Genomic DNA, 26,898 nt, shown 5'->3' with positions numbered 1-26,898 from the left:
GTGAGGCGCACCGCAGCTCGCCGACGGATCGCCGTCAGGCCCCCCAGGACGAGAGCACCTCGGCCACCCGTTCCCGCTCGGCGATCGTCAGCAGCCGGCTGGGCGGCCGGACGTCGGGGCGGCACAGCCCGAGCTGGGCGAGCGCATCCTTGACCACACTGACGTTGTTGGCGTTCCCGTTGGCGGCCCGCAGTTCCTCGAACGGCCGGATCCGCTCCCAGACGGTCATCGCCGCCGGATAGTCCCCGGTGGACAGTGCGTGGAACATCTCCAGCGAGATCGCCGGATCGACGTTCACCAGCCCCGAAGTGAAGCCGGTGGCGCCGACGGCGAAGTAACCGGGCGCCGAGAGCTCCGCCAGCCCCGCGACCCACACGAACCGGTCGAAGCCGGCGTCGCGGGCGACCGAGCCGAACCGCACCGGATCCGGTACCGCGTACTTCACGCCGATGACGTTCGGTGCCGCCTCCCCGAGAGCGCGCAGCTGTTCGCCGGCGATCGCCGGGTTGCGGACGTAGAGCACGACGCCGAGTTCCGGCACCGCGGCCGCGATCGCCGCGTGGTAGTCGACCCAGCCGTCGCCGGAGATGTACGGGTGCACCGGCTGGTGGACCATGATCATGTCGGCACCGGCGTCCCGCGCGTGCGCCGCGGCCCGCGTCGCCGTCGCGACGTCGTGGCCGATCCCGGCGAGCACGCTCGCCCGGCCGGCCGTCGCCTCGACGGTGACCTCCAGGCTTTGCCGGGCCTCGCTCGCGTCGAGTGCGTAGAACTCGCCTGTGTTCCCGTTCGGCGTCACGACCTCGATGCCGCCGGTGATCAGCCGGTCCACCAGCTTCGCGTACGTCTGGCCGTCGACGGCGCCTTCCGCGTCGAACGGCGTGACCGGGATGGCCACCACCCCGGACAGCCGTCGCCTCTGCTCCTCGAACGTCATCGGGCCCCCTTCGGATCGCCGGTCTCGGTGGTGCGTTCGCCGGGGAGCCCGAGGGCGACCCGATCGATGAAATCGGTGATGTGCTTGCGCAGCAGGTGTTCGGTCTGCCGGGCGTTGCCGCTCTCGGCGGCGTTCAGGATCGCCCGGTGCTCGGCCGCTTCGCCCTGCCAGGTCGGGCTGATGCCCCAGCCGGTGACGGTGATCAGCGCGGCCTGGTCGCGCAGGCCGTCCAGGACCTCGACCAGCAGCGGGTTCCCGCACCCGGCGTAGAGCGCGCGGTGGAACAGCCGGTTGGCCACGCTGGCCTTCGCGCGGTCGCCGGCCGCCGTGCCGGTCTCGACCCCGGCCAGCACCTGGCGCGCTTCCCCGAAATCCGCGCCGCGCTCGACCGCGCGCCGGACGGCTTCGGGTTCGAGCAGCGCGCGCAGGTCGTACACCGCGTACGCGGTCTCGGCGTCCATGACCCGGACCGCCGCCCCCTTGTACGTGCTCATCGTGACCAAACCGGAACCGGCCAGGATCCGCAGGGCCTCGCGCACCGGCGTCTTCGACACCCCGAGCAGGGCGCCGACCTCGGCCTCGACGAGCGTTTCGCCCGGCCCGAACTCGCCGCTCAAGATCGCTTCCTTGATCGCGTCGCGCACGAAATCCGTGCGCGAAACGGGCGGCGGCGGCCTCCGGGCCGAAGAAGTGCTCGCCACTGGCATGTCCGATCTGATATACGATGCGACATACAACATTATCACGGACCTAGGGAGCAGCCATGCAGCGTTGCACCGGCTTCCGATTCCGACGAGTGTTGCTGGCGGTGAGCCTCGCCGCCGGTCTCGCGGCCTGCGGCGCCCCCGGCGGCGACGGCGGCCAAGCGGCGGATCCCCAAGCCGTGCCCGAAAAACCGGGCAAGCCGGTCGAGCTGAACATCCTCGACGTGGCGGGCAACCTGCAGCTCACCAAGCAGATGATCGAGAACTTCAAGGCCGCCCACCCGGAAGTGCTCTCGAAGGTCACCTATTCGACGGCGCCCGCGCCGAGCATGGCGGGCAAGCTGAAGGCCGAGCAGGACGGCGGCGTCGCCCAGACCCACCTGGTCCTCAGCGGTACCGACGGTCTCTCCGCCGGCATCGCGAACGGCACCCTCGCGAAGGTCCTCCCCGACTTCGCCGGCCGGTTCCCGAACCTGATGCAGAACTACCTCGAGCCCGCGGCCAAGATGCAGGAACTGGCCAACGGCTACGGCATCGAGGTCGTGTACTACCCGTCGGGTCCGCTCCTGGAGTTCAACCCCGGCGCGGTACCTGCCGCCCCCGCGTCCCCGCAGCAGCTGCTCGACTGGGCGAAGGCGCACCCGGAGAAGTTCCAGTACGCCCAGCCGTCGAACTCCGGCCCGGGCCGGACCTTCCTGATGGGCCTGCCGTACCTGCTCGGGGACAAGGACCCGAAGGACCCGGACAAGGGCTGGGACAAGACCTGGGCGTTCCTGCAGGAGCTCGGCAAGTACGTGAAGTACTACCCGTCGGGCACCACGGAGACGATGAAGAACCTCGCGTCCGGGGCGGTGGACATGATCACGTCGACCACCGGCTGGGACATCAACCCGCGCAAGCTCGGCACCGTGCCCAACACGGTCAAGACCGCGATCATGCAGCCGATGCACTGGGTCACCGACGCCCAGTACGCCCTGATCCCCAAGGGTCTCTCGCCCGACCAGGAGTCGGCGATCCTGCAGCTGATCGCGTGGATGCTCAAGCCGGACCAGCAGGCGATCGCCTACGACGACGGTTACTTCTACCCCGGCCCCGCGGTCAAGGACGTCACCCTGCAGATGGCGCCCCAGAAGAGCCAGGACACGATCCAGCGGTTCGGGCGCCCGGAGTACGAGCAGTGGATCGCGCAGTACCCCAAGGAGACCTCGCTGCCGACCGAGCAGCAGGTCAAGGCGTTCGACAAGTGGAACCAGCTGGTCGGCGGCTCGAAGGTCGGCAAGAAGTGACGTTCGAGCAGCTGCGGCTGGACGGCGTCTCGCGCAGCTTCGGCACCGCGAACGCCCTGCGCGGCCTCGACCTCGCCATCGCCAGGGGCGAGTTCGTGGCCCTGCTCGGCCCGTCCGGCTGCGGCAAGTCGACCGCGCTGAACTGCCTGGCCGGCTTGCTGCCCCTGACCGCGGGCAGCATCTGGCTCGACGACACCCGGATCGACGGGCAGCCGCCGGAGCAGCGCGGGTTCGGGATGGTGTTCCAGAACTACGCGCTGTTCCCGCACATGTCCGTCCGCGCCAACGTCGGGTTCGGCCTCAAGATGCGCAAGGTCGGCCGGGTCGAGGCCCGCCGGCGCGTCGACGAGGCGCTGCGCCTGGTGCAGCTCACCGAGCACGCGGCGAAGTTCCCCGCGCAGCTGTCCGGGGGACAGCAGCAGCGCGTGGCCATCGCCCGCGCCGTGGTGCTGGAGCCGCCGGTGGTGCTGATGGACGAGCCCCTGTCCAACCTCGACGCCAAGCTCCGGCTGGAGATGCGGATGGAGATCCGCCGCCTCCACCAGACGCTCGGGCTGACCACGGTGTACGTCACCCACGACCAGGAGGAGGCCCTGTCGCTGGCCGACCGCCTGGTGGTGCTGCGCGAGGGCGCGGTCCAGCAGGTCGGCACACCCGAGGAGGTCTACGCCCAGCCGGTGAACAGCTACGTCGCGTCCTTCATGGGCTACCGCAACCTCCTCGACGTGCAGGTCACCGCAGCCGCGGGCCCCTCGGCCACGGTCGAGGGCGACGGCATCCGGCTGACCGGTGCCAACCGCGGCTCGCTCACGGAGGGCCCGGCGAAGGTGGCCATCCGCCCGGAGGACTTCGTCGTCGGCGACGGCACCGAGAACGCCCTCGACGTCACGGTCGAGATCGTCGAGTACCACGGCCGCGAGCTGTCAGTCTCGGCCCGGCTGGCGACCGGGGTGCCGGTGTACTTCCGCACGGACAAGCGCCTCGCCCCCGGCGACGCCGCAAAGATCGGCGTCCCGGCCGAGCGGGTTCTGGTGTTCGCGCCATGACCGCGCTGACCGCCGCGCCCGCGCTGCCTGCCGTGACCGCGCTGACCGCGCCCGCGCTCCCTGCCGTGACCGCACCCGCGCTGGCCGCCGCGAGGCCCGGTGTCCCGGCCGCGGGCGACCCGGGAGCCGCGCCGTGACCGCCGTGGCGACCGCCCGCCCGGCGCTGCGGCACCGCCTGGCCGAACGCGGCATCGACCGCACCCTGCTGCTCCTGGTGCCCGGCTTGCTGGTCACTGCCTGCCTGTTCCTGTACCCCTTCCTCTACGGCCTCCAACTGTCGTTCGCGCCGCGCAAGGGCGGCGTCTTCGCGAACTACGCGCGGTTCTTCGGCGACCCGTACCTGCGCAACACCGTCTGGACGACGCTGGGCATCGCGCTGCCCGCGACGTTCATCAACGTCCTCGCCAGCATCCCGATCGCGTACGTGATGCGCGGCCGCGTCCGCGGCAAACGCCTCCTGACGACGATCCTCGTCGTGCCGATCACGCTCGGCACGGTCCTCACCGCGCAGGGCCTGATCATGTACGGCGGGCCGGCGGGCTGGCTGAACAAGGTGCTCACCGTCCTCGGCGTCACCGACCAGCCACTGCCGCTGATCCACAACTACACCGGTGTGCTGCTGTCGCTGGTGATCACCGGCTTCCCGTTCTCCTTCCTGCTGACGTTGTCCTACCTCTCGGGCATCGACCCCTCCCTGGAAAAGGCCGCCGCGACGCTCGGCGCGAACGGCGTTCAGCGCTTCCGGCGGATCACGCTGCCCCTGCTGGCGCCGGGCCTGGCGATCACCTTCTGCCTTTCGTTCGTCATGGCGTTTTCGGTGTTTCCCTCGGCCCAGCTCGTCGGCGACCCGGCGAACGAGACCCGCGTCATCTCGATCGCGGCCTACCACGCCGCGTTCGAGGAGTACGACTACTCGATGGGCTCGGCCGTCGCGATGCTCATGGCGGTGGTCATGCTGATCGTGATCGGCCTGGTCATGGCGTGGCGTGGCACGCTGTACCGCGGAGCGACCGGAGGCAAGGGATGACCGGTTGGATCGCGCGTCCCGGACGTTGGGTCGTCTGGGCCGTGGTCGTGTTCTTCTTCGTCAACCTCGCGGGCGTGGTGCTCTCGGTGGTGGTCGACTCGTTCGGCACGCAGTGGTTCGGCAGCTGGCTCCCGGACGGCTTCACCACCCACTGGTACGCCGACGCCTGGCACGAGTTCGGCCTGCCGGACGTCCTCCTCACGACGGCGATCGTCGCGCTGGTGGTGATCGCGGTGTCGGTGGCGGTCGGCGTCCCGGCCGCCTACGCGCTGGCCCGCCGCTCGTTCCCCGGCAAGCGCCTGGTGATGCTGCTGTTCGTGCTGCCGATCCTGATCCCTCCCATCACCTACGGCATCCCGCTGGCCACCGTGCTGTACAAGTTCCACCTGGCCGGCACGATCACCGGGGTCATCCTGGCCAACCTCGTGCCGTCGGTACCGTTCGTCGTGCTGACCATGACGCCGTTCATCGAGCAGATCGACCCGAAGATCGAGGCCGCGGCCCGCATGTCCGGCGCGCGGACCGTCTCGGTGTTCACCCGCATCCTCGGCCCGCTGCTGCTGCCGGGCATCCTGGCCGCGTCGATCCTGGTGCTGGTGCGCACGGTCGGCATGTTCGAGCTGACGTTCCTCACCGCCGGGCCGGACTCGACGACCCTCGTGGTGGCGCTGTACAACTCCGTGTTCGCCGCGGGCATCCGCGCCAACCAGTCGGTCGACGCCATGGCGACCATCTACACCGCGTCCATGCTCGTGCTCCTTCTCGTCGCGTTGCGGTTCGTGAACCCGACCCAGCTGGTGACCCGGATCCGGGAGGAGACCTAGCCCGTTCGCTCATGTGATCGACTTTACCGCGGAAAGTCGAACAGGTGATCGACACGATCGGGCGAATCCGGACCCTTGTGCCTCCCCCGAGGGGAGGTGCCACGCTGACGGCATGCGCTATTCGATCGGCGACCTGGCCCGCCGCACCGGGTTGACGATCAAGGCCGTCCGGTTCTACTCCGACCGCGGCCTCGTGCCACCGTCCGGACGCAACGCCGCAGGTCACCGCCGGTACGACGACGCCGCGCTCGCCCGGCTCGACCTCGTCCGCACGCTCCGCGACCTGGGGCTGGACCTGGCGTCGATCCGCCGGATCGTCGACGGCGAAGCAACCGTCGCCGACATCGCGGCGAGGCACGCCGAGGCCCTGGCCGTGGAGATCCGCGTGCTCCACCTGCGGCGCGCGGTGTGGTCGGCGATCGCCGACCGCGGCTCGACCACCGAGGAGACGAGACTCGTGCACCAGCTGGCCCGACTGTCCGAAGTAGAACGCCGTCGCCTGATCGGCGACTTCCTCGCCGAAGCCCTGGGTGACCGACCCGACCTCGCCGGGCTCGCCCGCACGTTGACCCCGGAACTGCCCGAAGACCCGAGTCCCGGCCAGCTCGACGCCTGGATCGAGCTGGCCGGACTGACCCAGGACGCGGACTTCCGCGCCGCTCTGCGCCGCCTCGCGGACCAGCACGAAGGCGGTCTGCGCCGCGACTTGGCCGCCGAGGTGCGCGACGCCGTCACGCCGGCCCTGGCGGCCGGAGTCGCCCCGGACTCGCCGCAAGCGGCGGCGATCGTCGACGGCCTCGGCCGCGACCCCGGCGAGCTGCGGGCCTGGCTCGGAGTCGTCCACGATCCCCGCCGCGAGCGTTACCTGGAACTGCTCGCGGTGATCAACGGCTGGGCGGCCCCGGAGAGCCTGACGCCCACGCTCGACTGGCTGACCGCGGCTACGGCTTCCTGACCTCCGCGCCGATCCGCGCCAGCACGGCGTCCGCGGGAGCGGCGTCGAGACGGCTGCCGTCGCGCAGCCGCACGGAAAGCTGCCCCGCGGCGACCTCCTGCGGCCCGAGCACGGCCTGGTAGGGCACCAGCCGTCCGTCCCGGATCCGCGCGCCGAGGCTGCCGTCCGACGCGATCTCCGCCCGCAGGTCGTCGCACCGGTCCAGGATTTCCCGCGCGCAGGGCAGTTCGGCGGCGGACACCGGCAACAGCCGGAGCTGCACGGGCGCCAGCCAGGCCGGGAACGCGCCGCCGTGGACCTCGATCAGCTGGGCCACGGCACGTTCGACACTGCCGATGATGCTCCGGTGCACCATGACCGGCCGGTGCTTCGCCCCGTCCGGGCCGACGTATTCGAGACCGAACTGCGCGGGCTGGTGGAAGTCGACCTGGACGGTGGACAGGGTCGACTCACGGCCTGCCCCATCGGCGATCTGGACGTCGATCTTCGGTCCGTAGAACGCCGCTTCGCCCTCGACCGCGTCGTAGGCGAGCCCGCTGCGGTCGAGGACCGAACGCAGGATGTCCACGGCGCGGTCCCACTCCCCGGCGACGTACTTCCCGCCGTCGCCGGGCAGGGAAAGGCGGTAGCGCGCCACACTGATGCCCAGCGCGTCGTAAGCCCGCCGGATCAGGGCCAGTGCGGCGACGGCCTCGTCTTCGGCCTGGTCGAGGGTGCAGAAGACGTGCGCGTCGTTGAGCTGGATCGCGCGCACGCGGCTCAGCCCGCTGAGCACGCCGGAGAGCTCGGCCCGGTACATCCCGCCGAGCTCGGCGATCCGCAGCGGCAGTTCGCGGTGGCTGCGGCCGCGCGAGCGGTAGATCAACGCGTGGTGCGGGCACAGGCTCGGCCGCAGCACGAGCTGCTCGCCACCGACGTCCATGGGCGGGTACATGTCGTCGCGGTAGTGCGACCAGTGCCCGGAGATCTCGTACAGCTCGCGTTTGCCCAGGATCGGCGAATGGACGTGCCGGTACCCCGCGCGCCGTTCGAGATCGCGGACGTACTCCTCCAGTGCGTGGCGGACGAGTGCGCCGTCGGGCAGCCAGTAGGGCAGGCCGGCGCCGATCAGCGGGTCGGTGCCGAACAGGCCGAGCTCGCGGCCGAGCTTGCGGTGGTCGTGCATTGTGGACTCCCTCGTGGACGGCGAGGCGGGTGACCACAAGACGAAGCCCGGGGCAACCGCCCCGGGCTCGAGCCATCGTTCAGCGCGCCGGGACACTCTCCGGCGTCGTCGTCTGTCCAGCGCGCTTCATGGGATCGACGGTAGCAGCCCCCGGCCACTCGTTTTCAGTTCTCCGGGGGCCGTCCACCAGGTCGTGCTCGATCAACGCTGTCCCGTCGGACGGGGCCGCCTCGGTTCGACAAACCGGCCGGCAGTTTTCAGGAGGACAGGAACAGCTCCAGCTGCTCGACGACGAACGCGTGGTCGTCGGCCTGCGGGAGGCCGGACACCCCGACCGTGCCGATCGGCCCGACCCCGCGCACCAGCACCGGGAACACGCCGCCGTGGGCGGCGTAGCGGTCCAGGTCGAGGCGGGAGTGCTCCTCGAACGAGCCGCCCTTCGCGCGGAACTGCGTGCCGATCAGGAAGGAGCTGTGCCCGTAGCGGTCGACGACGCGGCTCTTGCGGTCGATCCAGGCGTCGTTGTCGGCCGAGGTGCCGGGCAGCGCGGCGTGGAAGAGCCGCTGGCCGTTGCGCCGGATCGAGATCGTCACCGGCAGCCCGCGGTCCGAGGCGGCCGTGAGCATCTGCCGGCCGAGGGCGAGGGCGGTCTCGTTGTCGAACTTCGTGAACTGGAGGCGTTCCTCCTGCTCGGCGAGCTGGGCGAGGCGATCGGCTTCAGTCATGGACGTATTAAATCAACACTGTTGTTTAATGGCCAGTGAACTCGGCGACGGCGGTGACGCGCAGCATGGTGGCGCCACTGGGGAACACGCACGCGAAGGGGGTCTGCTCGATGAACTCGAGCCCGGCGACATCCGTGTAGAAGGCACGTGAGCGCTCGAGGTCGGTCGACGGTGCGAAGGCGACCAGATCCGCGGAGCCGAGCATGGGTACCACCTCCCAGCGGGGAAGGTGCCCCTCGTTCCGGGGCGCTGACGTGGGGAAAGCTGCGTGAGGAGGAGGTGCATGGGCCGGATCCGGCGCCGCACGGTGCTCGGTGGCGCGGCCGCGGCCACGGTCGCCGGTGCGCTGCCCGTGGCCTGCGCCCCGGTGCCGCGGACGGGCACGATCGACGACGTCCGCCACGTCGTCGTGCTGATGCAGGAGAACCGGTCGTTCGACCACTACTACGGCACCATGGCCGGCGTACGCGGCTTCGGCGACCGCGCGGCCCTGCGCGACGTCTTCCGCCAGCGCGCGAACGGCGGCCCGGTGCTGCCGTTCCGGATCGACACGTCCGTTGTGGACGGTCAGGACCTCGGCGAGCTGCCGCACGACTGGAACAGCACCCACCGCGCGTGGAACGGCGGCGCGTACGACCGCTGGATCGCGGCGAAGAGCCCCATGACGATGGGGTACTTCACCCGCGACGACCTCCCGTTCCAGCACGCCCTGGCGAGCGCGTTCACCCTGTGCGACCACTACTTCTGCTCGATCCAGGGCCCCACGCACCCGAACCGGCTGTACCACTGGACCGGCACGATCGACCCGGACGGCGTCGCCGGCGGCCCCGCGACGCGCAACGCGCCGGACTACGAGCCTTCCTTCCGCTGGACGACGTACCCGGAGCGGCTGGAGGCGGCGGGTATCTCGTGGCGGATCTACGCGAACGACGAGGAGCGCGGCGTCCCCGAGCACTTCGTCGGCGACTACGGCGACAACCCGCTCTGGCTCTTCCAGAACTTCCACGACGCGCTGTACTCGATGGACCCGGTGAAACGCCGGCTGGCCGAACGCGGGAACCTGCGCAAGAAGCTCAAACCCGACTCGGGGAAGGGGAAGGACCTCGACCACGTGCTGGCCGAGTTCATCGCCGACTGCGCGGCCGGGACGCTCCCCGCGGTCTCGTGGGTCGTGGCCCCGTACGGCTACTGCGAGCACCCCGCCGCGCGGCCGGTCGACGGCGCCGCCTACGTCCAGCGCATGCTGAAAGCGTTGTGGGACAAGCCGGACCTGTGGGAATCGACCGTCGTCTTCATCAACTACGACGAAAACGACGGCTTCTTCGACCACGTCGTCCCGCCGACCCCGCCACCCGGCACCCCCGGCGAGTACCTGCCGGGGAACCGGCCGGAGAAGGGCGAGCCGTCCGGGCCGCCCGTGCCGATCGGGCTGGGCCCGCGCGTGCCGATGACCGTCGTTTCGCCGTGGAGCCGCGGCGGCTGGGTGAATTCGCAGGTCTTCGACCACACGTCGGTGCTGCGCTTCCTCGAGACGTGGACCGGCGTGCGCGAGCCGAACATCTCGGCGTGGCGCCGGGCCATCTGCGGCGACCTGACCAGCTGTTTCGACTTCCGCGCGCCCGACACGACCATCCCGCTGCTGCCGGACGCGGACGCGTTGCGCGCCGAAGCCGACCGGACGCAGTCACGGCTGCCGAAGCCCGGGCTCGGGCCGGACGCGCTGGTGCAGGACCCGGGTACGGCGAAGGCGCGTCCGCTGCCGTACCAGCCGGTCGCCTGGGTTTCGGCCGAGCCGGAAGTCTTGAAGCTGCACCTGGCCAACCACGGGAGGCAGGCGTTGCAGCTGGCCGCGTACGCCTACCACGCGGGCGGGACGTCGCAACGCTTCGACGTCGGGCCCGGCGGCTCGACGACGGGCGAAGTCGCGCACGGCGGGACGTACGACGTCGCCGTCCACGGCCCGAACGGCTTCATCGTCGAGGCCTCGGGCGGCGTGGGCCTCGACGCCGCCGTCACCTTCGTGAGCACGCCCGCACTGCGGGTGACGGTGACCAACAGCGGCCCGTCACCGGTCGCGCTGAACGACGTCACCATCCCGCCGGGCGGCTCGCACGACTTCCCGGTGCCGGCGCGGAACGGCTGGTACGACGTCACGTTCGAGACGCCGGGCTGGCGCCGCCGCTTCGCCGGTCACCTGGAAGACGGCCGCCCGTCGCGGACCGGCCCCTGACGCAGGGCGTCCAGCGCGAAGGCCGCGAGCATCGCGACACCGCTCGGCATCGCGTCCTCGTCGAACAGCACGCGGTTGGAGTGGTTCGCCGCCGCCTCGGCGGGGTCGACGCCGGGCGGGCACGCGCCGAGGAACGCGTAGGCGCCGGGAACGCGTTGCAGGACGTAGGAAAAGTCCTCGGCGCCCATCAGCGGGTCGGCGAGCAGCTCGACGTTGTCCGGCCCCAGCACGGCCGCGCCGAGCTGCAGCACCTCGGCGGCGATCCGGTCGTCGTTGACCGTCACCGGGTAGCCGGGCTCGACGTCGGCGACCACGCGGCAGCCGTAGGCCGCGCCGACCTGCTCGCACACCTTGGGCAGCTCCGTGCGGACCAGCGTGCGCGTCTGCTCGGACAGCGTGCGGATCGTGCCTTCGAGCTCGGCGGTCTCCGGGATGATGTTGGTCGTCGTGCCGGCCTGGAGCCGGGTCACCGAGAGCACCGCGGGGTCGAAGACGCTGACCCGGCGCGTGATCATCGTGTGCAGCGCCCCGACCATCGCCGCGGCCGCCGGCACGGGGTCGATCGTGTGCTGCGGCGCGGAGCCGTGGCCGCCCTTGCCGGTGACGCGCACGTGGAACGAGTCCGCCGAGGCCATCAGCGGGCCGGGCCGCAGCTGCAGCAGCCCGCTACGCGCGTTGGCGAGGATGTGGACGCCGAACGCGCGCTCGACCCGCGTCCCGGCCGCGTCGAGCACGCCTTCGTGGATCATGAACCGGGCGCCGTGGTAACCCTCCTCGCCGGGCTGGAACATGAAGACGACCGACCCGGCCAGCTGGTCCGTGCGCCCGGCGAGCAGCCGCGCGGCCGAGGCCAGCATCGCGACGTGGGTGTCGTGCCCGCACGCGTGCATCGACTCCGGGTCTTCGGACGCGAAGTCCAGGCCGGTCTCCTCGGTCAGGGGCAGCGCGTCCATGTCCCCGCGCAGCAGCACCGCCGGGCCCGGCCGCGCGCCGCGCAGGACGGCGGTCAGCGACGTCGTGGCCTTGCCTTCGGTGATCTCCAGCGGCAGGTCGGCGAGGGCTTCGCGGATCGCCGCCTGGGTGCGCGGCAGGTGGAGTCCCTGCTCCGGGTGGCGGTGCACGACGCGCCGGAGCGCGACCGTGCGGTCTTGCAGCGCCCGCGCGTCGTCGAGGAGGCCGGCGAACGGCGTGCCGGGCAGGGTGGGCAGGTCAGTGGGGCCGGTCATGGTCCCGATAGTGCCTCATGCGGCGCTTCGGGTGCACCGTGCGTGCGCTCGGCCGAGCAGCGGAATACGGTGTGCGCATGGCGGTGGATGAGCCGGTCACGGGCTTCGCGGTAGCCGTGGTCCGGGAAGACGGTCGGTGGCGGTGCAGTGCGCTCGACCCGGGGGCGCTGACCGAGCTGGACGCGGCGATCACTGAACTGGGCAAACTACGTTCCACCGGCGCGAGCTTCGGGCTGCTGGCGGTCGACGACGAGTTCTTCGTCATCGTCCGGCCGAGCCCGCGGGGGCCGTCGTTGCTGCTCTCGGACGCGGCGGCGGCGCTGGACTACGACATCGCGGCGGATGTCCTCGACGTCCTGCGCGTCGACCCGCCGGACGAGGAGGACGACTCCGTCTGGCCCGAGGGCGACCTGGAGATCCTGGCGGATCTCGGGCTGCCCGCGCCGGAGCTGGAGGTCATCATCGGCGAGGTCGACCTCTACCCGGACGAGCAGCTGCAGATGGTCGCGCAGCGCTGCGGGTTCGGCAGCGAGTTCGCCAAGCTCCTGGACGAGCTCTGAGACGCCCGTCCGACACCGAAGCCGTGGAGGCCGCGCTGGAAGCCGCGCGCGCCCCCGGCGCGGACGTGCCGATCGGGGCGGTGGTGTTCGGCCCCGACGGCGTCCCGCTGGCCGCGGCCCGCAACGCGCGCGTGGAGCTGGGCGACCCGACGGCGCACGCGGAGATCCTGGCCCTGCGTGCGGCCGCCGGAGTGGTCGGCGACGGCTGGCGGCTCGAGGGCTGCACGCTGGCGGTGACGCTGGAGCCGTGCACGATGTGCGCGGGCGCGCTGGTGCTGGCGCGGATCTCCCGCCTGGTGTTCGGGGCGTGGGAGCCCAAGACGGGCGCAGTGGGGTCGTTGTGGGACGTGGTGCGTGACCGGCGGCTCAACCACCGGCCGGAGGTCCACGGAGGCGTCCTGGTGGACGAGTGCGCCGGGCTCTTGGAGACGTACTTCGCGACCCGGCGCTGATTTCGCGCTGTCCGCGCTGGGTACTTCGTCCGTATGACGATGAAGCACAAGATCCAGCAAGCAGTGGGCAGTGCTCGCGAGAAGGCCGGCGCGGCGACCGGCAACCGCCGTCTGGAGGTATCGGGCCGCGCCCAGCGGAGGTCGGCCCAGGTCCGCTCGACGGCAACGGACGTCCGCCGCCGAGCGACCCGCGTGGTGCGCGAGGCGCAGGTCAAGCTGCGTGGCGGCCGGGCGGCCGACCCCTCGTGAGGCGCTCTCGGCCGCTCGGGTATTGTTCTCGGCGGTGGCGTGTCCGAGCGGCCGAAGGAGCACGACTCGAAATCGTGTGACGGCTAATCCCCGTCCGTGGGTTCAAATCCCACCGCCACCGCTCTCAACAGGCGAAACGCCGGACCTCCCTTCGTGGGAAGTCCGGCGTTTCGTGTAGGGGTCTCAGTTCGGGTCTCAGTTAGCCCCTGATCAGGCGGGCACGAGCGCGTCTTCCGGGCCGTCGTCCTCCTCGTCTTCGTTGTCCGGAGCGGCCCACATGTGGGCGCCCACCTGCTCCGCCACCGACGTCACCAGCTCGGTGTTGACGTGCATGTACCGCTTGGCCACGGCCGCGTTGGACCAGCCCATCAACTCCATCACCGCTGGCAACGGCACCTTGAGCTCCAGCAGCACCGTGGCGGCCGTATGCCGCGCGTCGTGGAGCCGCGCGTTGCGCACGCCTGCCAAGCGCAGTAAGGCTTTCCACGCCCGGTTGTCCGGCGTCGGGTGCGTCGGCCGGCCGATCGGCGTGGCGAAGACCCAGTCCCCTTCCTCCCAAAGGTTCGCCGCCGCTTCGCGTTCCTCCGCCTGCTGGACGCGGTGTGCTTCTAGGGCCTCGATCACCGGGCGAGGAAGGCCGATGACGCGGCGCCCGGCCCGCGACTTCACCTCACCGACGACCAGGCCGCCGCCGTACCGCTCCGGGCAGTAGGCGCCGTGCTCGTGCCCGCACGGCTTGTCGGGGGTGCACCCGTGCTGCCAGTTCAGTTGCTGGATCGAGCGGCGGACGGTGATCGTGCCGGAACCGCGCCGCGCCGGGCACTCGAACGCGGTGAGCTTCCGGCGGCAGGCTTCGCCGCGCGCGCACCCGTGCTTCCACGTGATCGTGACGTCGGACCACTTCAGCCCGAGCGCTTCCCCGCGCCGAAGCCCGAGCGACAGCGCGATGATGAACCGCGCGCCGTTCCGGATCTCCCCGGCGGCGGTGATCAGGCGCCGCGCTTCCTCGCGCGAGAACGGCACGATCTCTTCCTCTACCACGCGCGGCGCCTTCGCGATACGCGCGGGATTCTCGGTGATGTGCCGCCGCCGTACCGCCTCGTTGAGCGCTGCGCGGACGGTCCGGTGTGCGAGGTGCGCGGTCGACGGCTTGAGTCCTTTTCGGAGGATCTTCTGGTAAGCCACCTCGAGGTGCTCAGGCTGTAGCTTGTCGAGCCGGTGCGCACCGATGCTCGGAATGAGGTGCTTGTACACCGACGCGCGGTAGCCGACCATCGTCGTGAGGCGAACCGTGGGTGCCGCGATGTTCTCGACCCAGTGCGTAAGCCATTGCTCAACGGTCAGTCCTCGGCCGGCCTTCCGGACGCGGCCGGAATCACGCTGACGCTCAAGCTTTCGCACGGCGTCGATGACTTCCGCCTCCGTCTTCCGCTTCACGTGGCGTCGGTCTGGCTTGCCGTCGTCACGGATTCCCATGGTGACGCGGCCGTGCCACTTGCCGTCCTTTCCGAGATAGATGGAGCTGGCACCGTTTGGTGCACGGGTTCCTTCAGGGCGTTGTTTGCGTGGCATCGGTTTTCCTTTCGATCAGGCGGCGTGCTGGGCGGCGGTGAGTTTGGCGATGTAGTCGGTAATTGCGGTGTCGGGGACGCGCCGGAGGCGGCCGACTTGGACGGTTTCGATGTGGCCGGCCTTGATGAGGTTGAACATGGTGGTGCGGCCGACGCTGAGGCGTTTCGCGGCGGCTTCGACCTTGAGCAGTTCGCGCGGTTGCTTGATGGTGGTGTCGGGCGGGGTCGTCATGGCGGTGTCTCCTTCTGCTCCGGCAGAGGGCCGGAGCGTCGTGGGGTGTGCGGTGCGTGGGCCAGCCGGTGACGCACGCCGAGGTGTGGACCTGCTCGGTTGCTGCTGCCCTCTCTGCCAGCCGTGGCGAGGTGGCTGGGTCGTGAGCTGGCAGAGGAGGCGGTGACGGTGGGTGGTCGAGTCGGGTGGGGCCAGCCGCCGGGCTGGGTGCGGGGCGACGAACTAAACGAACTAACGAACTAATGCGCTGACCTGCGGTTTTGCGGTGGGGACTGGCCTCATTAGTTCGTTCGGTACGAACTAATGAGCACGTGGGTTCGGGTGTTTGTGCTGGTCAGTGAGTTAGTTCGTTAGTTCGTTTCCTTCGTGGGGTGGCCTCGGGCGGTGTAGACCTCGATGCTGCGGCCCTTGCCGCTGTCCGGGCGTCGGCTACTGCGGGTGATGGTTCCGGCGTCGATGAGCTGAGTCAGGACGGCATCGATGTCGGCGCGGTCGGTGTTGCCGCCGTAGAACCCGGTGGTGATGTCCTTGCGCGTTCGGCCGGCCTCGCCCGCGTCGGCGATCCAGGCGGCGAGCTTCGCGGGGGCGGCGGTGGAGGTGAACAGGGTGCAGGCGGTGTCGATGGCGTAGCGGATGAGCGCGGCGGCGGCGGTGAGGTGGCCGGGCTGGATGACGGGGGTGCCGTCGAGTGCGGCGTGGATCCCGGCGACGCGTTTGGTGTAGGGCAGGGCGCGGGAGACGAACTGGGCGACCTTGGCGTGGTGGTCGCCGGTGTTGAACTCCAGGTACAGGTCTCGCCACAGCTCCCGCGCGTCGTCGGCGAGTTCGAGCGCGCCCAGGGCGGCGCCGGTGGCGAGCCGGTCGGCGAGGTCAGCGGCCAGCGAACACACCAGGCCGGGGTCCGCGCCGGTGGTGTCGGGCAGCGCGGTGGACCAGGCCACGGCCAGCGGGAGGAACCGGTTGTAGGTGCCGCCGGCCATGTCGGCATCGGAGAGCTTGGAGCGGAACTCCTCGGGGGTGATGTGGGCCAGGATCGCGACGTGGGACTGCGGGGCGATGCGGGCGTTGACGGTCAGGGTCGAGAGGTCCCCGCCTTCCCAGGCCTGGCGCAGGATGGCCGAGAGGCTGTTGCCCTCACGGCGCATCTTGGCCATGACCCCGCCCCACTCCGGCTCCAGCGCCAGCAGCCGCAAGTCCTCCGGGGCCTCGCCGTCCTTGTCCAGGGCGAAGCGCTGAGCCAGCCCTTCCCCTGAGGTCAGGCCGCCCTTGATGTTGGCGGCGGCGAAGTCGGCATCGGCGTCGGCGATGACGCGCTTGGCCGCCGACCACGAGGTGCCTTTCTTGCCGGTGGCGGTGTCGCCGATGATCAGCGGCCAGACCAGCAGCGGGTGCGGGTCGTCGCCCGCGCGCACGTGCGGGCTCTGTCCGAGGTGGACTCCGGCGAAGGCCAGCAGGGACGCGTAGATGGCGATGGGGTCGGCTTCGCTGGTCGGGGCCAGCTGCCCTACGAGGTCCCCGAGGTAGCAGCCGAACACCGCGTCGTCGACGGCGGGCAGCCAGGCGCGGGCGCGGGCCACCGCGGCGGCGGCCTTGGCCTCGAACGCGCTCGGGGTGGCCGGGACGTCCAGATCGGACAGTCCGGCCGGTGGGTGGGTACGGGTCATCAGGCGGCCTTCCGCAACGGAGCAGGTTCGGTGGTGCAGGCGGCTTGGTAGCGGGTCCACAGCTCGTCGGCGGTGGTGTCGTCGGTCAGCTCATGCAGCACGTCGGCGGGGGCGTCTTCGGCGGCCTGGGCCAGCCGCCGGGCGTGGGTGGCTACGGCCTGGCGCCACGCGGCCTCCAGGACGACAGCCTTGAGGTGCGGGCCGAGCGCGGCCGGCGGGGCGTCGCGGTAGGTGTCGATGAGCCAGCCGGAGAGCCAGTGGCGACGGTGCTCGCCCGGTGCCTGGCCGGTGGTGACGGCGTGGGCGTAGAGGGCGACCGGTGCGGGGGCGTGCCCGGCGGCCACGGTTTCGATGGCCAGCTGGGCGACGTGGGCGGCCATCCCGTGGCCGAAGTCGTCCGCGCGCATCCCGGCCAGCGCGGCCCGGGCGGCGGGCGCGGGCAGCTGCATGAGCGCGCCGAGGAACTGCCGTCGCGGGTCGGTCAGGGCGTCGGTCGCCATGAGGGCCTCCCAAGATCTGATTACCGTGCGTGGTGACGAGTGGGCGTGCGAGGGCTGTGACACTTGCCGCATCACCCCCAGGGGGTGAAGTCTGGGGCGGGTTGTGGCTGTCACCTGCGGGAACTTCCGCAAGTGTCACAAGTGTCGTCGTGGCTGGTCAGGTGACGTTCTGTTGTGTCACGCGGGTTGTGACGGTTCGCCGCTCGCGGCGGGCCGGGCCCGCCATGCCGTCACAACCCCGACGGTTACTGTGTGTTGATCTCGGTGCGGCTTTCGGCGGCCTGGACGGCGGTGAGGATGTCGGCGAAGCGGTAGCCACGGGCCTGCTTGTCCTCCCCGTCCTCGCCGGGGCCGCGGACCTGTTCCGGCTTCAGGCCGAAGTCGGCGACGGCGCCGGCCAGGGCGCGCCCGGAGCTGCGCCCGAGCGCTTCAGCCAGCTCGGCCGAGAACACCGCGTCGCGGGCACCCTCGGCCCCGGCCTGCCACGCCGCGAGGTCGTCGGCGAGGTAGTCGACGACCTCCCCGAGGATGCCGAGGCGGGCGCGGCGCTGTTCGTCCTCGAACGCGGCCCGCTGGGCCATGGCCGCGTCCTCCGGGCTGGTGGAGCCGGACAGCTGCGCGGCGGTGAGCCCGGCTGCGTTCAGGGTGGCGGTGTCCCACTGCGGGCGGCCGGCCTGGGCGGCGTGGCGGGCGCGCTGTTCGGCGATCTTGTTGTCGAACCACAGGGCGCGGGTGGGGATCGGCTCGTCGCCTTCGGCGCAGCCTTCCAGGAAGAACGTGCCGGTGTCGTTGAGCCGCGATCCGCGCTTGGGCCGGTAGTTGCCCGGGGTGTAGCCCTCGGACACGGCGTTGTCGCCGAACAGCAACCGGGTTTGGTAGTCGGCCAGGCCCGGCCCGGCGGCCTTCCACGCCACCTCGGCGGCCACGGAGTCGCCGAGGGCGTCCTTCTTCGCCGACTGGGACGCGAAGATGAGCACCACGCCCGCCTTGCGCGCCACCCGCAGCAGCGCCACTGCCAGCGCCTTGGCTTCTTTGGTCAGGCGCGGGAACTCGTCCAGCAGCACCACCAGAGCAGGGTGCTCCGGGGTGGGCTGCCACTCGTCGCCCATGCCGAGGCGGTCCTTGATCCGGGTCCGCGCGGTGGCGATCCCGAGGGCGATGGTGAGGGCCTGTTCGCAGTCCTCCGGGGAGAGGGCGCGCAGGCCCATGGCCTCGGCCTGGGGGGCCTGTCCGACGCCGGAGGGGTCCAGGTCCCACAGGATCGCGTCGGTGGTGTGGGCCAGGCCGTCGACGATGGCGCGGATGAGGCCGGACTTCCCGCCGCCGGAGGCGGCCAGGATGATCGCGTGGGTGGACAGGAACGAGGCGGACATGGTCCGCCCGTCCAGCCGCAACCCGAGTTCGATCGGGTCGGCCAGCCGCCGGGAACCGTTGGCGTAGACGGGAAGCGGCGGCATCTTGGCCCAGGGGTCGGACTCGATGATGCGGGTGGTGAACCGGGCGCGGCGGTCGGTGTGGGGCTGGACCAGGACGCCGTTCTGTCGCACGTCGAGGTCGGTTTCGATCTGCTCCAGCTTCTTGATGACGTCGGCCGGCCGCTTGCCCGAGCCGCCGACGATCTGGTGTTCCAGCTCCCAGCCCCAGGCGGTTCGGCGTCCGGCGATCGGGTTGGTCTCCACGCCCTGGGCCAGCAGCGAGCGTCGCAGCAGCTCGAGTGCGGCGCGGTCGTGGCGGGCTTCGGCGATCGGCAGCACCGGCAGCTGGTTGCCGTCGTCGGCGACGGTGCCGACCCGCTTGCGGTTGCGGCGCTTGAACACCTTGCGCAGGTAGGCCCAGCCGTTCACGGTCAGCGCGGCCACGACGGCGCCGCCGATCGTCAGGTCGATGGTGGCCACGGCCTGGGAGTACTCCCACACCGGCCACCCGTTGATGTACCAGTCGATGACCGCGGGGGCCTCGGCCAGCGCGCCCAGGGTGTAGAAGGCGAACGCGGGCCGGGAGACCAGCGCACGGCCGATCTTGCCCAGCTGTTCTTCGCGGTGCTCCTGGATGCGCATCTGGGTGCTGACCCGGTCGGGGATCGGGTCGTTGCGGTGGCTGCCGCCCTCGCGGTGCTCGGCGGCGGTGCGCCAGTTGTGGAACTGCTCCCAGGTCGCCCACACGCCCACGATCGGCCCGGCGAGCACGCCGGTGGTGTAGACGCAGATCGTGCCGGTCTTGCGGGTGCGGGGGTGGGTGACGACCGCGACGGTGGTGCGGGCCAGCGCTCCCGCGCCCGAGCGGGTGCGCTGAGCGACAGTGGCGGCGCTCTGGTGGTAGCCGCGGTAGCGCTCGACGGCCTTGGCTCGCTGGATGCGGGTGTACTCCTCGACGGTCAGCACCTCGCCTTCCAGCACGTCGGCCGGGGCCGTGTCGGCCGACGCCTGGTCGGTGGAACGCAAGGGCAGGTGGTGCACTGGGGCCAGCTGGCTGTGCTCGTCGTTGTGGTCGGTGGTGTTCATGCCTGCTCCTTGAGTACGTCGCGCACGGCGCGGGCGTCGTCCATCCCGCAGTGCAAGGTCTTCCGCAGCGCCCGCGCCGAGGGTGCGGCGGGCAGCGTGCCGGTGGTGATGAGGTCGCGGGCGCGGGCCAGCAGCGCGGGCGGCGCGGCGGGCAGTGAGGGGGCCGGTGCGGGCGCGTTTCCCCTGTACGTAGCGGGGGTAACGGCCGTCTCCGCCCTGTCCGGGGTGGTGGTGTGGTCGAGCTGGGCGAAGGCGTTCCAGACGATCGGCAGCGCGGTCACCACCGCCACCGCGACCACCGGGCCGAGGATGTGCAGCACCAGCCCGGACACCGTGAAGGTGTCCGCGATGCCGGGCAGGTGCGGCCAGGCGTTCATGCCCAGGGTGAGCCCGACGAACAGCCGCTCGACTCGCACCAAACGGCGGTCGTCCAGTGGCCGGCCGCGGGTGGCCATGAACGCCCGTGCGGCGACCACGGTCAGCAGGGCCAGGGACATGAACGGCTCCACCAGCCACGCGAACACCCACCCCGGCGACCACGCCGGTGCGCCTTCGGCGGCGAAGCGCTGGACTCCGGCGGTGGACCAGGCCAGCGCCAGCACCAGCGCCACCCCGCCGGCCACGGTGAGCACCAGCCGCCAGCGGGCGGCCTGCCACGCCCGCACCGCCGGGTCCTGCCCGAGGGCGTGCAGCGCGGCGGCCTGGCGGCCCTGCTTGCGGCGGCGCCGCACCCGCGCGGTGTCCAGCGCCAGCGGGGCTTCCTCGGCCAGCAGCGGCGCCAGCTGACGCGCCTCGGCCACCTCGGCCCGCATCGCCTTTACCCGCCGCGACACAGCACCATCCGCGCCACCGACCACGTCCCCGGCCGGAGCGGGCTCGGTGGTCTCGGCCAGCCAGCCCGCCACCTGGTCGGCGAAGCCGTTGGCCGGGTCTGGCTCCTGCCCGTCCGGTGTCGTCGTGGTGCTCACGCCTGCTCACCTGCCTCTCGGGTCTCGTCGGTCGTCGTGGTGGTGCGGGCCGCGCGGTGGGCGCGCCGCTCATGGGTGATCCAGACCAGCGCCACCAGCACGGTGATTGCGGCGAACCACACGCTGACCGTGATGGTCAGCGAGCCGGTGACCGCGATGGCGACCACCTCGCCCAGGTGGCAGCCGAACCACACCGCGGCCCGCTGCGTGGCGGTCGGCCCGACCGGGCCAGTGCTGGTCACGTCGGTGCTGGCCCTGCGGGTCAGCGGCGCGTCGGTCTCCGGCCTGGTCCCGGCCGGCGGGGTGTTGTGCTTGGGCGTCGACATCAGGCGCCTCCTGCCTGCCCGGTGTGGGCGTAGAAGTCGTTGACCGGTCGTCGGGGCGGGGCGCTGGCCTGCCGGGTGGCGGCGTCGTTGAGCAGCCCGAGGGCCGTTTCCAGCACCAGGGCCAGCAGGACCAGCGGAATGCGGATCAGGTGCAGGGCCAGGAAGGCCAGCAGCGAGCCGGTGAACAGCACCAGCCGCCACGTCCCGAACCGGCGGACCACCTCGAACAGCGACATCACGCCACCCCCGCCCGTGTGCGGGTGGCGGCCTTGGTCACGCGGGCGGCGCACTTGAGCGCCTGCCGCGCGGTGGTGCCCGGCCACACGTCGGCGTCCCCGCCGCGGTGGCGGGCGGCCAGTTCGCGCAGCTGCGCGCGGCCCAGCCCCGCCAGGCCGGCCAGTGCCTGGCGGGCGGCCTCGTCGACAAGCAGCCCGTACCGGCCCGGGACGGGGCCGCCGTGGGCGATGGCCAACCCGATCTCGTCGGCGGCCAACACGACCGGGCCGCGCCCGGTGTCGGCCGCCCACAGACCCACCCGGGTCAGCGGCGCCCCGTCGGGGCCGGGCTCCGGTGGGGCCGGAGCCAGCGCCACACCCGAGACGGTGGTGAACCCCGGCCCGCTCATCGCGCCATCTCCAGGGAGCGCCGCGGGGTCGGAACCACGCCGGCCGGGGCGAACACGCGAACCGCGCAGGTCCACACCAGGTCCAGCCGCTCGGACTCCCAGGTCCCGGACTCGATCTGCGCCAGGCGCCGCCGCTGCTGCTCGATGCCGAACCCGCCCAGGCCCCACGCGGACTCCAGCACCAGCCGCCGCACTTCAGCCGGGTCGGACAGCCAGTCGATCAGCTCGTCGCGGCCACAGCCCTCGGTCAGGTACATCAGGACTGCGGTGATGTCCTCCAGCGACAGCGGCACGCCCAGCGCCGCCGTGGTCACCACCCGGGACGGGTTGTCCTCGCGGTGCACCGGGGTGAACTCGACCTGGTGGCCACCGACCTGGCCCAACGTCTTCGCAGTCATGATCACGCCACCTTCCCGGCGGTCGTGACGGCCTTGTCGCACTCGCGGTCGTCGGCGTCCGCCGCGGACTGGTCGCCCTCGACGAAGTCCGCGTAGCCGCGCTCCGCGCAGTTGTCCAGGTACACGTTCACGGCGGTGCCCGGGATCCGGATCGCACCCCGGCCCGCGCCGATCTTCAGTACGTCCAGCTCGCCGGCCTCGATGGCCCGGTAGACCGTGGACCGCGAGACATCCAGCAGTTCCGCCACGGCTTTCACGCGGAACATGGCGTTATCCTCAACTCGCATCGTGGCTCCCAAGGTTTCGATGCAGGCCCCGGCCGGTGTTCCCGCACCGCCGGGGCCGCTTGCGTTGTGTGCGCTTCCTGCGACACCAGAGACGCTACGGAGAACAGAATACCTAGGCAAGTCAGACATAGCTGTTATCACCTGAACGGCCTAGCTTGGCTGTCCGCGTACCCTGAAAGACGTGGAGAACTTCGATCCCGACGACCCCCGCGCGTCGTACCAGCTGGTCGCCGACACCATCCGCGCCCGAATCGAGGACGGCACCTACCCGGTGGGCCACAAGCTGCCGCCGCACCAAGTGGTGGCCGATGAGTTCGGTGTCTCGGTCGGCACGGTGAAGCGGGCGTACGCGCTGCTCCAGGACGCCCGCCTGATCTCGACCCGGCAGGGGATGGGCACCTTCATCCGCCAGCGGCATGCCGAGCCGGCCACTGACGTTCCGGACCGGCCCACGACGCTGGAGGACGCGTTCGCGCAGATCGAGGCCTTGAGCGCACGGCTTGCGGCCGTCGAACGGCAAGTAGGGCTGCATGACTAGTTCCCGACCTGCCGGAAGAATGACACCAGGCCGTCGATTACGTCCCCTGCCATGCCCGCGAGGTTCTTGGCCCACGTCGCGGCGTCGGCGGGGTGCTTCACTACCAGGACCAGTAGTGCAATGGCGACGCCGGTTCCGATCAGCTTGGGAAGCAGGCCGCCGCTTGTCTTCAGGCCGGGAAATGAACTCTTGGCCATTGCGTCTCCTGTGTTACCTCGGTGCGCCCCGCTGTTCGGGTGTCGCTGACGTCATCCAGGAAACCGCTGGTCGCAGGGGTGCAATAAGGTCACATTGAGTACCCACGGTGGGTAAACCCGCCGGTAACATGAGTCTCGAACAGCCCCGCTACGGGAGGATGGGTTATGCCAAGGCAACGGCCTGCGGACTACCTCTCTCCGGAGGTGCTCACTCGTCCGGACTTCAAGGCGGCATGTGCCGCACGGGACTTGGGCGGCATCTTCAAAGTGGCAAAGCAGTGGGGTGGCGTCGGTTTCTCGGCATCGCACATCGCGCGACGCTGCGAGCTGACCGTTTCCCGGGTGCAGGACTACATCAGCGGTCGGGTGCAGGCGCAACGAGTTGAACTCTTCGAACGGGTCGCGGACGCGCTGCGCATTCCGGGACAGATGCTTGACCTAGCCCCGCGGCACTGGGAAGGCGACTCGGGAGAGAGCGATTCCGCAACCGAAACTCTCAATGGAGATGGAGGTTCCTCGGTGCTCCGCCGCGATTTCATGAAGCTCGGTGTCGGACTCGCAGCTACCACAATTGCTGGCACTCCGGCCAGGACTAGTGGGACCCGACTTGGGTCCAGCACGGTAACCGAATTGCGCGACAATATGGTTCGCCTGCGACGGCTAGATGACCATCTTGGGGGCGCGGACACCTACCAGCTTTACCTGACTGAAGTTCAGAAAACGGCCGCTCTGCTTAAGAACGGCAACTTCTCGGGTGAGACCCGGCGTGCGCTGTTGACCCTTTTTGGTGAGCAGGCGCAACAGGCTGGCTGGGCGGCGTTCGATGCTGGCTGGAACGACGACGCTAAGAGTCTCTTTGAGCGCAGTTTCAAAGCGGCCAACGAGGGAGGCAACCCCGAATTGGCTGGTAACGCCCTATGCCTCCGCTCGTATCAGCTCCTTTCCCTGGGGCAGGCTGCGACGGATTTGACGGACAAGTCCTTGGAAGTCGCGGCCAGGTCAGCGCAGCCCGCAGTTAAGTCGTTGCTGTACCAGCGCGGGGCCTGGACGTACGCGGTTGCGGGGAACGCTGAACAGACCGCGTTCGCGCTTGGCCAGGCCGAGGAAGCCCTCGGAAACACTCGTGCGCCAGCGGAAGCGCCGGACTGGGCGAGCTGGGCTCACAACCAGACTGAACTGGAAATCATTGCCGGGCGTTGCTGGACGGAGCTTCGCCGCCCACTCAGGGCCGTCCCGGCGCTTGAATCGGCGATGGCGAAATACGACGACAGCCACGCACGGGACAAGTCGCTCTACCTCTCGTGGCTGGCCGACGCGTACTTGGACGCGGGCGAGGTCGAGCACGCGGCTACGTCTCTCGGCAGGGCGTTCGACCTGTCCTCGAACGTGGCATCGGCGCGGCCTCAGCAACGTCTCGGGGCAGTGCTCGACCGGTTCGAGGACCACAAGTCAGTGGCCGGCGTCGCCGACTTGCTTGCTCGTCGTCCGGCGAACCCAGTCCAGGTAGGGCGCTAGTCCGGCCGCCAAGGGCAATGCCGTGATCTCCGGGTTCGTCCACTCGTGGTGCTCGACCAGGTGCTGTTCGAGGTCCGCATAGGCGTCCGCGGTCGTCTTGAGCAGCACCTGCCACTCGTCGCCGGTACCGAATTCGCCCTGGTGCCAGAACACGCTCGTCACCGGCCCGACCACCTGAGCACCAGCTGCCAGACGCGCCTCGACGGCGCTTCGAGCTAAGGCCGTTGCTGCGTCCTTCGAAGGGGCCGCTACCTGAACCTGCCACACGTCCGTCATGCAGGCGAGGGTACCCGCGGCTAAATCTCCGTGCTGAACTCACCACGTCTGATCAAGACGGCAACAGTCCGACCGGGCAAATGGCGCGCCATTCGGGCGGAAACAAGAACCTTCCAGCCCTCGCTCCGAAGAAACGCTAGGTCGGGAAACGCCTCGTCTGGCAGATTATACGGCTCGGCCACGTAAACCCACTCGTCCGCGCTATCGTCCCACACACGGTAGATGTGGTCGCACCAGAACGCCGGACGCTCGATTTCTTTCCTGTGATGCCGCTCCCGAAGGGCTGACGCGGGACTTTCTCCGTCATCCCAGCCGCGAAATGTGGTATCACCTTTGCAGCATGGGCACGGCGCCAATTGGTTGAACTCCGGATTGTGGTCGTTCAGCATCGGCGGCTCCATGACCACAAGCCTAGCGCTTCGACTTCGCCGCCCGACATAGCCTAACCCGCCGTATGGGCGGGCTTAGGGCTCGTCGTCGGCCGGGCTTCTTTGACGCGCGAGGGAGAGCTTCGACCTGTCCGCGAACGTGCGGCTACGTATCGCCCCGGTACCAGTCCGGGCCGCTGATCTGAAACGTGTCCTCGGGGTAGACCCGTTCCGGGGTTGCCTGGTCGATGCGTCGCCAGCGTCGCCCAGCGACGTCGGTGTACCCGAAGATCACTTTGGTGCGCATTGGGTACATGTCCGAGGTGACCGGGGGATCGTACTTTAGATACACCGGGACCCTCTCTACTTCGCCAGTCGGCAGCACATCGGGCGGTCCCTCGTAGTAACTGTCGTCCCACAGGACGATGGTCCAGTTGACCGTGCCGCCGTTCTGGTGCACGAAACCTTCGACACGGGGGTTGAAGATGTGTGCCTCGCTGTAGTTGGTGATCCGTACGAGATCCCAGGCATCCTGCCCGAGCTCACGAGGTGCCCTCATCACCTGTTCGGGGGACGGATAGTCGATGGCCGCGACGACGAGGCGAGCCTGACCGAGTTCCCGCTCGGTTTCGTCGGCACGCCGGCGCTCTTCCGCCTCGTTCCGGTCCTCTCGCCGGAGACGCTCGGCCTCGATCTTGTCCGCGCGTCGGCGTTCCTCGGCTGCATCGGCTTCGCGTTGCGAGATTCGCAGGGCGACCGTGACAGCGAGCACGGTGCCGAAGGCCCCTGCCCACTGACCCAGTGCACCCCACGCGTCCGCACGCAGCCAGATACTCGACACACCTGCGACCAGCAGGACGAAAAGCGCGGCGATAGTCGACCCTCGGTGGCTGCGCAGGAAGCCTGCTCCCTTGATCAGCTGTGACTTAGGCCAACGCATGATGCTCTCCGCTCTCCGAGCAGTCGACTCTTCCACGACGACCTGGACCTGCTCGCTTGGGGTGACCAGATTCGGCCACGGGTCCGTCTCAATCTCCGTCTCAGTTCATGCCCGTTCAGACTGTGGCTGCTGTTCCAGGGAGCGCCCTGACCAGGGCATCGTTCCTCGGACGAATCCAGCTGAACGGTCTTGCTGAGATCTGAAAAGTGGAAGGTCGCCGGTTCGACCCCCGGCCCCTGGCCAACGTTCTAATTAGCCAAAACAGCTTCTCGTGTAGGAGGCTTGTTGCCCGTGCAATACTGCAGGCGCAGAAGAGGGGGCAGACTCTCTTGGGTCGGCCCCCTCTTCCGGGTTTCCGCCTAGAAACCGTGCACGAGGCTGTTCACCTCGTGTACCAACGCCGTCAAGGCGATGAGGAGTGCAGGGATGGCGACCCCTGTGCTCCTCGCCTTATGGCGGGTGCGACCGCAGATGCAGTCGCGGTTCGACCGCTTTCTGGCCATCGTTCCTCCCCTCCGGGTCTGGGAGGTTAAGTGTGGACGTTCAGCCGCGTCCGGCTGGCGGGGGAGTCGTGCGGGTTGCGCTCGGACTGTCCCCGAAGGCCCT

The 26,898-nt window shown here is 70.2% G+C and carries 33 protein-coding genes and 1 tRNA gene; 13 read left to right on the top strand and 21 right to left on the bottom strand.

The features are described from left to right. Positions 1–34: 34 nt before the first annotated feature. Together AB0M80_RS13200 and AB0M80_RS13195 are read right to left on the bottom strand one after the other, a co-directional pair. Entirely contained in the window at positions 35–937 is a 903-nt protein-coding gene (locus tag AB0M80_RS13200; RefSeq protein WP_364563123.1) for a dihydrodipicolinate synthase family protein, read from the bottom strand. After that, a complete protein-coding gene (locus AB0M80_RS13195) occupies positions 934–1,638 on the bottom strand; it encodes a GntR family transcriptional regulator (RefSeq protein WP_364563659.1) in 705 nt (234 codons plus the stop codon). The genes AB0M80_RS13200 and AB0M80_RS13195 overlap by 4 nt, the downstream gene beginning before the upstream one ends. Before the next feature lie 62 nt (positions 1,639–1,700). Here AB0M80_RS13195 and AB0M80_RS13190 point away from each other — a divergent pair, with 62 nt between their 5' ends. From AB0M80_RS13190 to AB0M80_RS13165, 6 genes are all read left to right on the top strand, one after another. Further along, on the top strand, positions 1,701–2,927 hold the full coding sequence (locus AB0M80_RS13190; RefSeq protein WP_364563120.1) for an extracellular solute-binding protein: 1,227 nt from the start codon (positions 1,701–1,703) through the stop codon (positions 2,925–2,927). Continuing rightward, the gene (locus tag AB0M80_RS13185) at positions 2,924–3,973 is read left to right on the top strand and encodes an ABC transporter ATP-binding protein (RefSeq protein ID WP_364563117.1); all 1,050 of its coding nucleotides are present in this window, start codon (positions 2,924–2,926) and stop codon (positions 3,971–3,973) included. The genes AB0M80_RS13190 and AB0M80_RS13185 overlap by 4 nt, the downstream gene beginning before the upstream one ends. Next, the gene (locus tag AB0M80_RS13180) at positions 3,970–4,110 is read left to right on the top strand and encodes a hypothetical protein (protein ID WP_364563114.1); all 141 of its coding nucleotides are present in this window, start codon (positions 3,970–3,972) and stop codon (positions 4,108–4,110) included. The genes AB0M80_RS13185 and AB0M80_RS13180 overlap by 4 nt, the downstream gene beginning before the upstream one ends. After that, complete coding sequence (locus AB0M80_RS13175) at positions 4,107–5,000, top strand: sugar ABC transporter permease (protein WP_364563111.1); 894 nt, start codon at positions 4,107–4,109, stop codon at positions 4,998–5,000. The genes AB0M80_RS13180 and AB0M80_RS13175 overlap by 4 nt, the downstream gene beginning before the upstream one ends. Then, positions 4,997–5,824 (top strand): ABC transporter permease subunit, encoded by an 828-nt coding sequence (locus tag AB0M80_RS13170; RefSeq protein ID WP_364563108.1) that lies wholly within the window; start codon positions 4,997–4,999, stop codon positions 5,822–5,824. Before AB0M80_RS13175 ends, AB0M80_RS13170 begins: the two co-directional genes overlap by 4 nt. A 112-nt stretch (positions 5,825–5,936) precedes the next feature. After that, a complete protein-coding gene (locus AB0M80_RS13165; protein ID WP_364563105.1) occupies positions 5,937–6,779 on the top strand; it encodes a MerR family transcriptional regulator in 843 nt (280 codons plus the stop codon). On the opposite strand, the gene thrS is transcribed toward AB0M80_RS13165, so the two are convergent. The 3 genes from thrS to AB0M80_RS13150 all read right to left on the bottom strand — a co-directional run bounded on the left by thrS (position 6,766) and on the right by AB0M80_RS13150 (position 8,874). Then, positions 6,766–7,983 carry a threonine--tRNA ligase gene (gene thrS, locus AB0M80_RS13160; protein ID WP_364563102.1) on the bottom strand — a complete coding sequence of 406 codons (1,218 nt, stop codon included), beginning with the start codon at positions 7,981–7,983 and terminating at the stop codon, positions 6,766–6,768. The two genes, AB0M80_RS13165 and thrS, sit on opposite strands and share 14 nt — an antisense overlap. A 218-nt stretch (positions 7,984–8,201) precedes the next feature. After that, the gene (locus AB0M80_RS13155) at positions 8,202–8,669 is read right to left on the bottom strand and encodes a heme-degrading domain-containing protein (protein ID WP_364563099.1); all 468 of its coding nucleotides are present in this window, start codon (positions 8,667–8,669) and stop codon (positions 8,202–8,204) included. Positions 8,670–8,694: 25 nt separating this feature from the next. Further along, positions 8,695–8,874 carry a VOC family protein gene (locus AB0M80_RS13150; RefSeq protein WP_364563096.1) on the bottom strand — a complete coding sequence of 60 codons (180 nt, stop codon included), beginning with the start codon at positions 8,872–8,874 and terminating at the stop codon, positions 8,695–8,697. Between the two features lie 78 nt (positions 8,875–8,952). Between AB0M80_RS13150 and AB0M80_RS13145 the strand changes: the two genes are divergently transcribed. Next, positions 8,953–10,899 carry a phosphocholine-specific phospholipase C gene (locus tag AB0M80_RS13145; RefSeq protein WP_364563093.1) on the top strand — a complete coding sequence of 649 codons (1,947 nt, stop codon included), beginning with the start codon at positions 8,953–8,955 and terminating at the stop codon, positions 10,897–10,899. Here AB0M80_RS13145 and AB0M80_RS13140 read toward each other — a convergent pair. Further along, positions 10,860–12,125, bottom strand: coding sequence for a M20 family metallopeptidase (locus AB0M80_RS13140; protein ID WP_364563090.1), 1,266 nt, complete (start codon positions 12,123–12,125; stop codon positions 10,860–10,862). The two genes, AB0M80_RS13145 and AB0M80_RS13140, sit on opposite strands and share 40 nt — an antisense overlap. 77 nt (positions 12,126–12,202) lie before the next feature. Here AB0M80_RS13140 and AB0M80_RS13135 point away from each other — a divergent pair, with 77 nt between their 5' ends. The 4 genes from AB0M80_RS13135 (at position 12,203) to AB0M80_RS13120 (ending at position 13,507) form a co-directional block, all read left to right on the top strand. Continuing rightward, positions 12,203–12,685 (top strand): tRNA adenosine deaminase-associated protein, encoded by a 483-nt coding sequence (locus tag AB0M80_RS13135; RefSeq protein WP_364563087.1) that lies wholly within the window; start codon positions 12,203–12,205, stop codon positions 12,683–12,685. 23 nt (positions 12,686–12,708) lie between these two features. After that, on the top strand, positions 12,709–13,137 hold the full coding sequence (locus AB0M80_RS13130) for a nucleoside deaminase (RefSeq protein WP_364563084.1): 429 nt from the start codon (positions 12,709–12,711) through the stop codon (positions 13,135–13,137). A gap of 33 nt (positions 13,138–13,170) precedes the next feature. Continuing rightward, complete coding sequence (locus tag AB0M80_RS13125) at positions 13,171–13,386, top strand: CsbD family protein (protein WP_364563081.1); 216 nt, start codon at positions 13,171–13,173, stop codon at positions 13,384–13,386. Positions 13,387–13,419: 33 nt separating this feature from the next. Beyond that, a tRNA-Ser gene (locus AB0M80_RS13120) sits at positions 13,420–13,507 on the top strand. Between the two features lie 89 nt (positions 13,508–13,596). On the opposite strand, the gene AB0M80_RS13115 is transcribed toward AB0M80_RS13120, so the two are convergent. The 11 genes from AB0M80_RS13115 to AB0M80_RS13065 form a co-directional block, all read right to left on the bottom strand. Beyond that, complete coding sequence (locus AB0M80_RS13115) at positions 13,597–14,958, bottom strand: site-specific integrase (RefSeq protein WP_364563078.1); 1,362 nt, start codon at positions 14,956–14,958, stop codon at positions 13,597–13,599. A 15-nt stretch (positions 14,959–14,973) separates the two neighbouring features. Beyond that, positions 14,974–15,189 carry an excisionase family DNA-binding protein gene (locus AB0M80_RS13110; protein WP_364563075.1) on the bottom strand — a complete coding sequence of 72 codons (216 nt, stop codon included), beginning with the start codon at positions 15,187–15,189 and terminating at the stop codon, positions 14,974–14,976. Between the two features lie 350 nt (positions 15,190–15,539). Continuing rightward, positions 15,540–16,853, bottom strand: coding sequence for a DUF3987 domain-containing protein (locus tag AB0M80_RS13105; protein WP_364563072.1), 1,314 nt, complete (start codon positions 16,851–16,853; stop codon positions 15,540–15,542). Further along, positions 16,853–17,353 (bottom strand): hypothetical protein, encoded by a 501-nt coding sequence (locus AB0M80_RS13100; protein WP_364563069.1) that lies wholly within the window; start codon positions 17,351–17,353, stop codon positions 16,853–16,855. The genes AB0M80_RS13105 and AB0M80_RS13100 overlap by 1 nt, the downstream gene beginning before the upstream one ends. A 245-nt stretch (positions 17,354–17,598) precedes the next feature. Continuing rightward, the gene (locus AB0M80_RS13095) at positions 17,599–19,854 is read right to left on the bottom strand and encodes a hypothetical protein (protein WP_364563066.1); all 2,256 of its coding nucleotides are present in this window, start codon (positions 19,852–19,854) and stop codon (positions 17,599–17,601) included. Continuing rightward, a complete protein-coding gene (locus tag AB0M80_RS13090; protein WP_364563063.1) occupies positions 19,851–20,822 on the bottom strand; it encodes a conjugal transfer protein TraI in 972 nt (323 codons plus the stop codon). Before AB0M80_RS13090 ends, AB0M80_RS13095 begins: the two co-directional genes overlap by 4 nt. After that, positions 20,819–21,148 carry a hypothetical protein gene (locus AB0M80_RS13085; protein WP_364563060.1) on the bottom strand — a complete coding sequence of 110 codons (330 nt, stop codon included), beginning with the start codon at positions 21,146–21,148 and terminating at the stop codon, positions 20,819–20,821. Before AB0M80_RS13085 ends, AB0M80_RS13090 begins: the two co-directional genes overlap by 4 nt. Then, the gene (locus AB0M80_RS13080) at positions 21,148–21,384 is read right to left on the bottom strand and encodes a hypothetical protein (protein ID WP_364563057.1); all 237 of its coding nucleotides are present in this window, start codon (positions 21,382–21,384) and stop codon (positions 21,148–21,150) included. Before AB0M80_RS13080 ends, AB0M80_RS13085 begins: the two co-directional genes overlap by 1 nt. Next, the gene (locus AB0M80_RS13075) at positions 21,384–21,773 is read right to left on the bottom strand and encodes a hypothetical protein (RefSeq protein ID WP_364563054.1); all 390 of its coding nucleotides are present in this window, start codon (positions 21,771–21,773) and stop codon (positions 21,384–21,386) included. Before AB0M80_RS13075 ends, AB0M80_RS13080 begins: the two co-directional genes overlap by 1 nt. After that, complete coding sequence (locus AB0M80_RS13070; RefSeq protein WP_364563051.1) at positions 21,770–22,171, bottom strand: hypothetical protein; 402 nt, start codon at positions 22,169–22,171, stop codon at positions 21,770–21,772. The genes AB0M80_RS13075 and AB0M80_RS13070 overlap by 4 nt, the downstream gene beginning before the upstream one ends. A gap of 2 nt (positions 22,172–22,173) precedes the next feature. Further along, complete coding sequence (locus AB0M80_RS13065; protein WP_364563048.1) at positions 22,174–22,437, bottom strand: helix-turn-helix domain-containing protein; 264 nt, start codon at positions 22,435–22,437, stop codon at positions 22,174–22,176. A gap of 202 nt (positions 22,438–22,639) precedes the next feature. Here AB0M80_RS13065 and AB0M80_RS13060 point away from each other — a divergent pair, with 202 nt between their 5' ends. Beyond that, positions 22,640–22,996, top strand: coding sequence for a GntR family transcriptional regulator (locus AB0M80_RS13060; RefSeq protein WP_364563045.1), 357 nt, complete (start codon positions 22,640–22,642; stop codon positions 22,994–22,996). On the opposite strand, the gene AB0M80_RS13055 is transcribed toward AB0M80_RS13060, so the two are convergent. Next, entirely contained in the window at positions 22,993–23,193 is a 201-nt protein-coding gene (locus AB0M80_RS13055) for a hypothetical protein (RefSeq protein ID WP_364563042.1), read from the bottom strand. The genes AB0M80_RS13060 and AB0M80_RS13055 overlap by 4 nt on opposite strands. Before the next feature lie 165 nt (positions 23,194–23,358). Here AB0M80_RS13055 and AB0M80_RS13050 point away from each other — a divergent pair, with 165 nt between their 5' ends. Continuing rightward, positions 23,359–24,708 (top strand): hypothetical protein, encoded by a 1,350-nt coding sequence (locus AB0M80_RS13050; RefSeq protein ID WP_364563039.1) that lies wholly within the window; start codon positions 23,359–23,361, stop codon positions 24,706–24,708. Here the strand turns inward: AB0M80_RS13050 and cutA are convergent. The 3 genes from cutA to AB0M80_RS13035 form a co-directional block, all read right to left on the bottom strand. Further along, positions 24,643–24,984 carry a divalent-cation tolerance protein CutA gene (gene cutA / locus AB0M80_RS13045; protein ID WP_364563036.1) on the bottom strand — a complete coding sequence of 114 codons (342 nt, stop codon included), beginning with the start codon at positions 24,982–24,984 and terminating at the stop codon, positions 24,643–24,645. The genes AB0M80_RS13050 and cutA overlap by 66 nt on opposite strands. 20 nt (positions 24,985–25,004) lie before the next feature. Next, a complete protein-coding gene (locus AB0M80_RS13040) occupies positions 25,005–25,385 on the bottom strand; it encodes a hypothetical protein (protein ID WP_364563034.1) in 381 nt (126 codons plus the stop codon). 133 nt (positions 25,386–25,518) lie between these two features. Further along, on the bottom strand, positions 25,519–26,292 hold the full coding sequence (locus tag AB0M80_RS13035) for a hypothetical protein (RefSeq protein WP_364563032.1): 774 nt from the start codon (positions 26,290–26,292) through the stop codon (positions 25,519–25,521). Between the last annotated feature and the right edge of the window lie 606 nt (positions 26,293–26,898).

This window comes from Amycolatopsis sp. NPDC051045 (assembly GCF_040682955.1).
Taxonomy (GTDB): domain Bacteria; phylum Actinomycetota; class Actinomycetes; order Mycobacteriales; family Pseudonocardiaceae; genus Amycolatopsis.
Note: the sequence above shows the minus strand (reverse complement) of the source record. Positions and strands in the feature narration are given on the sequence as shown.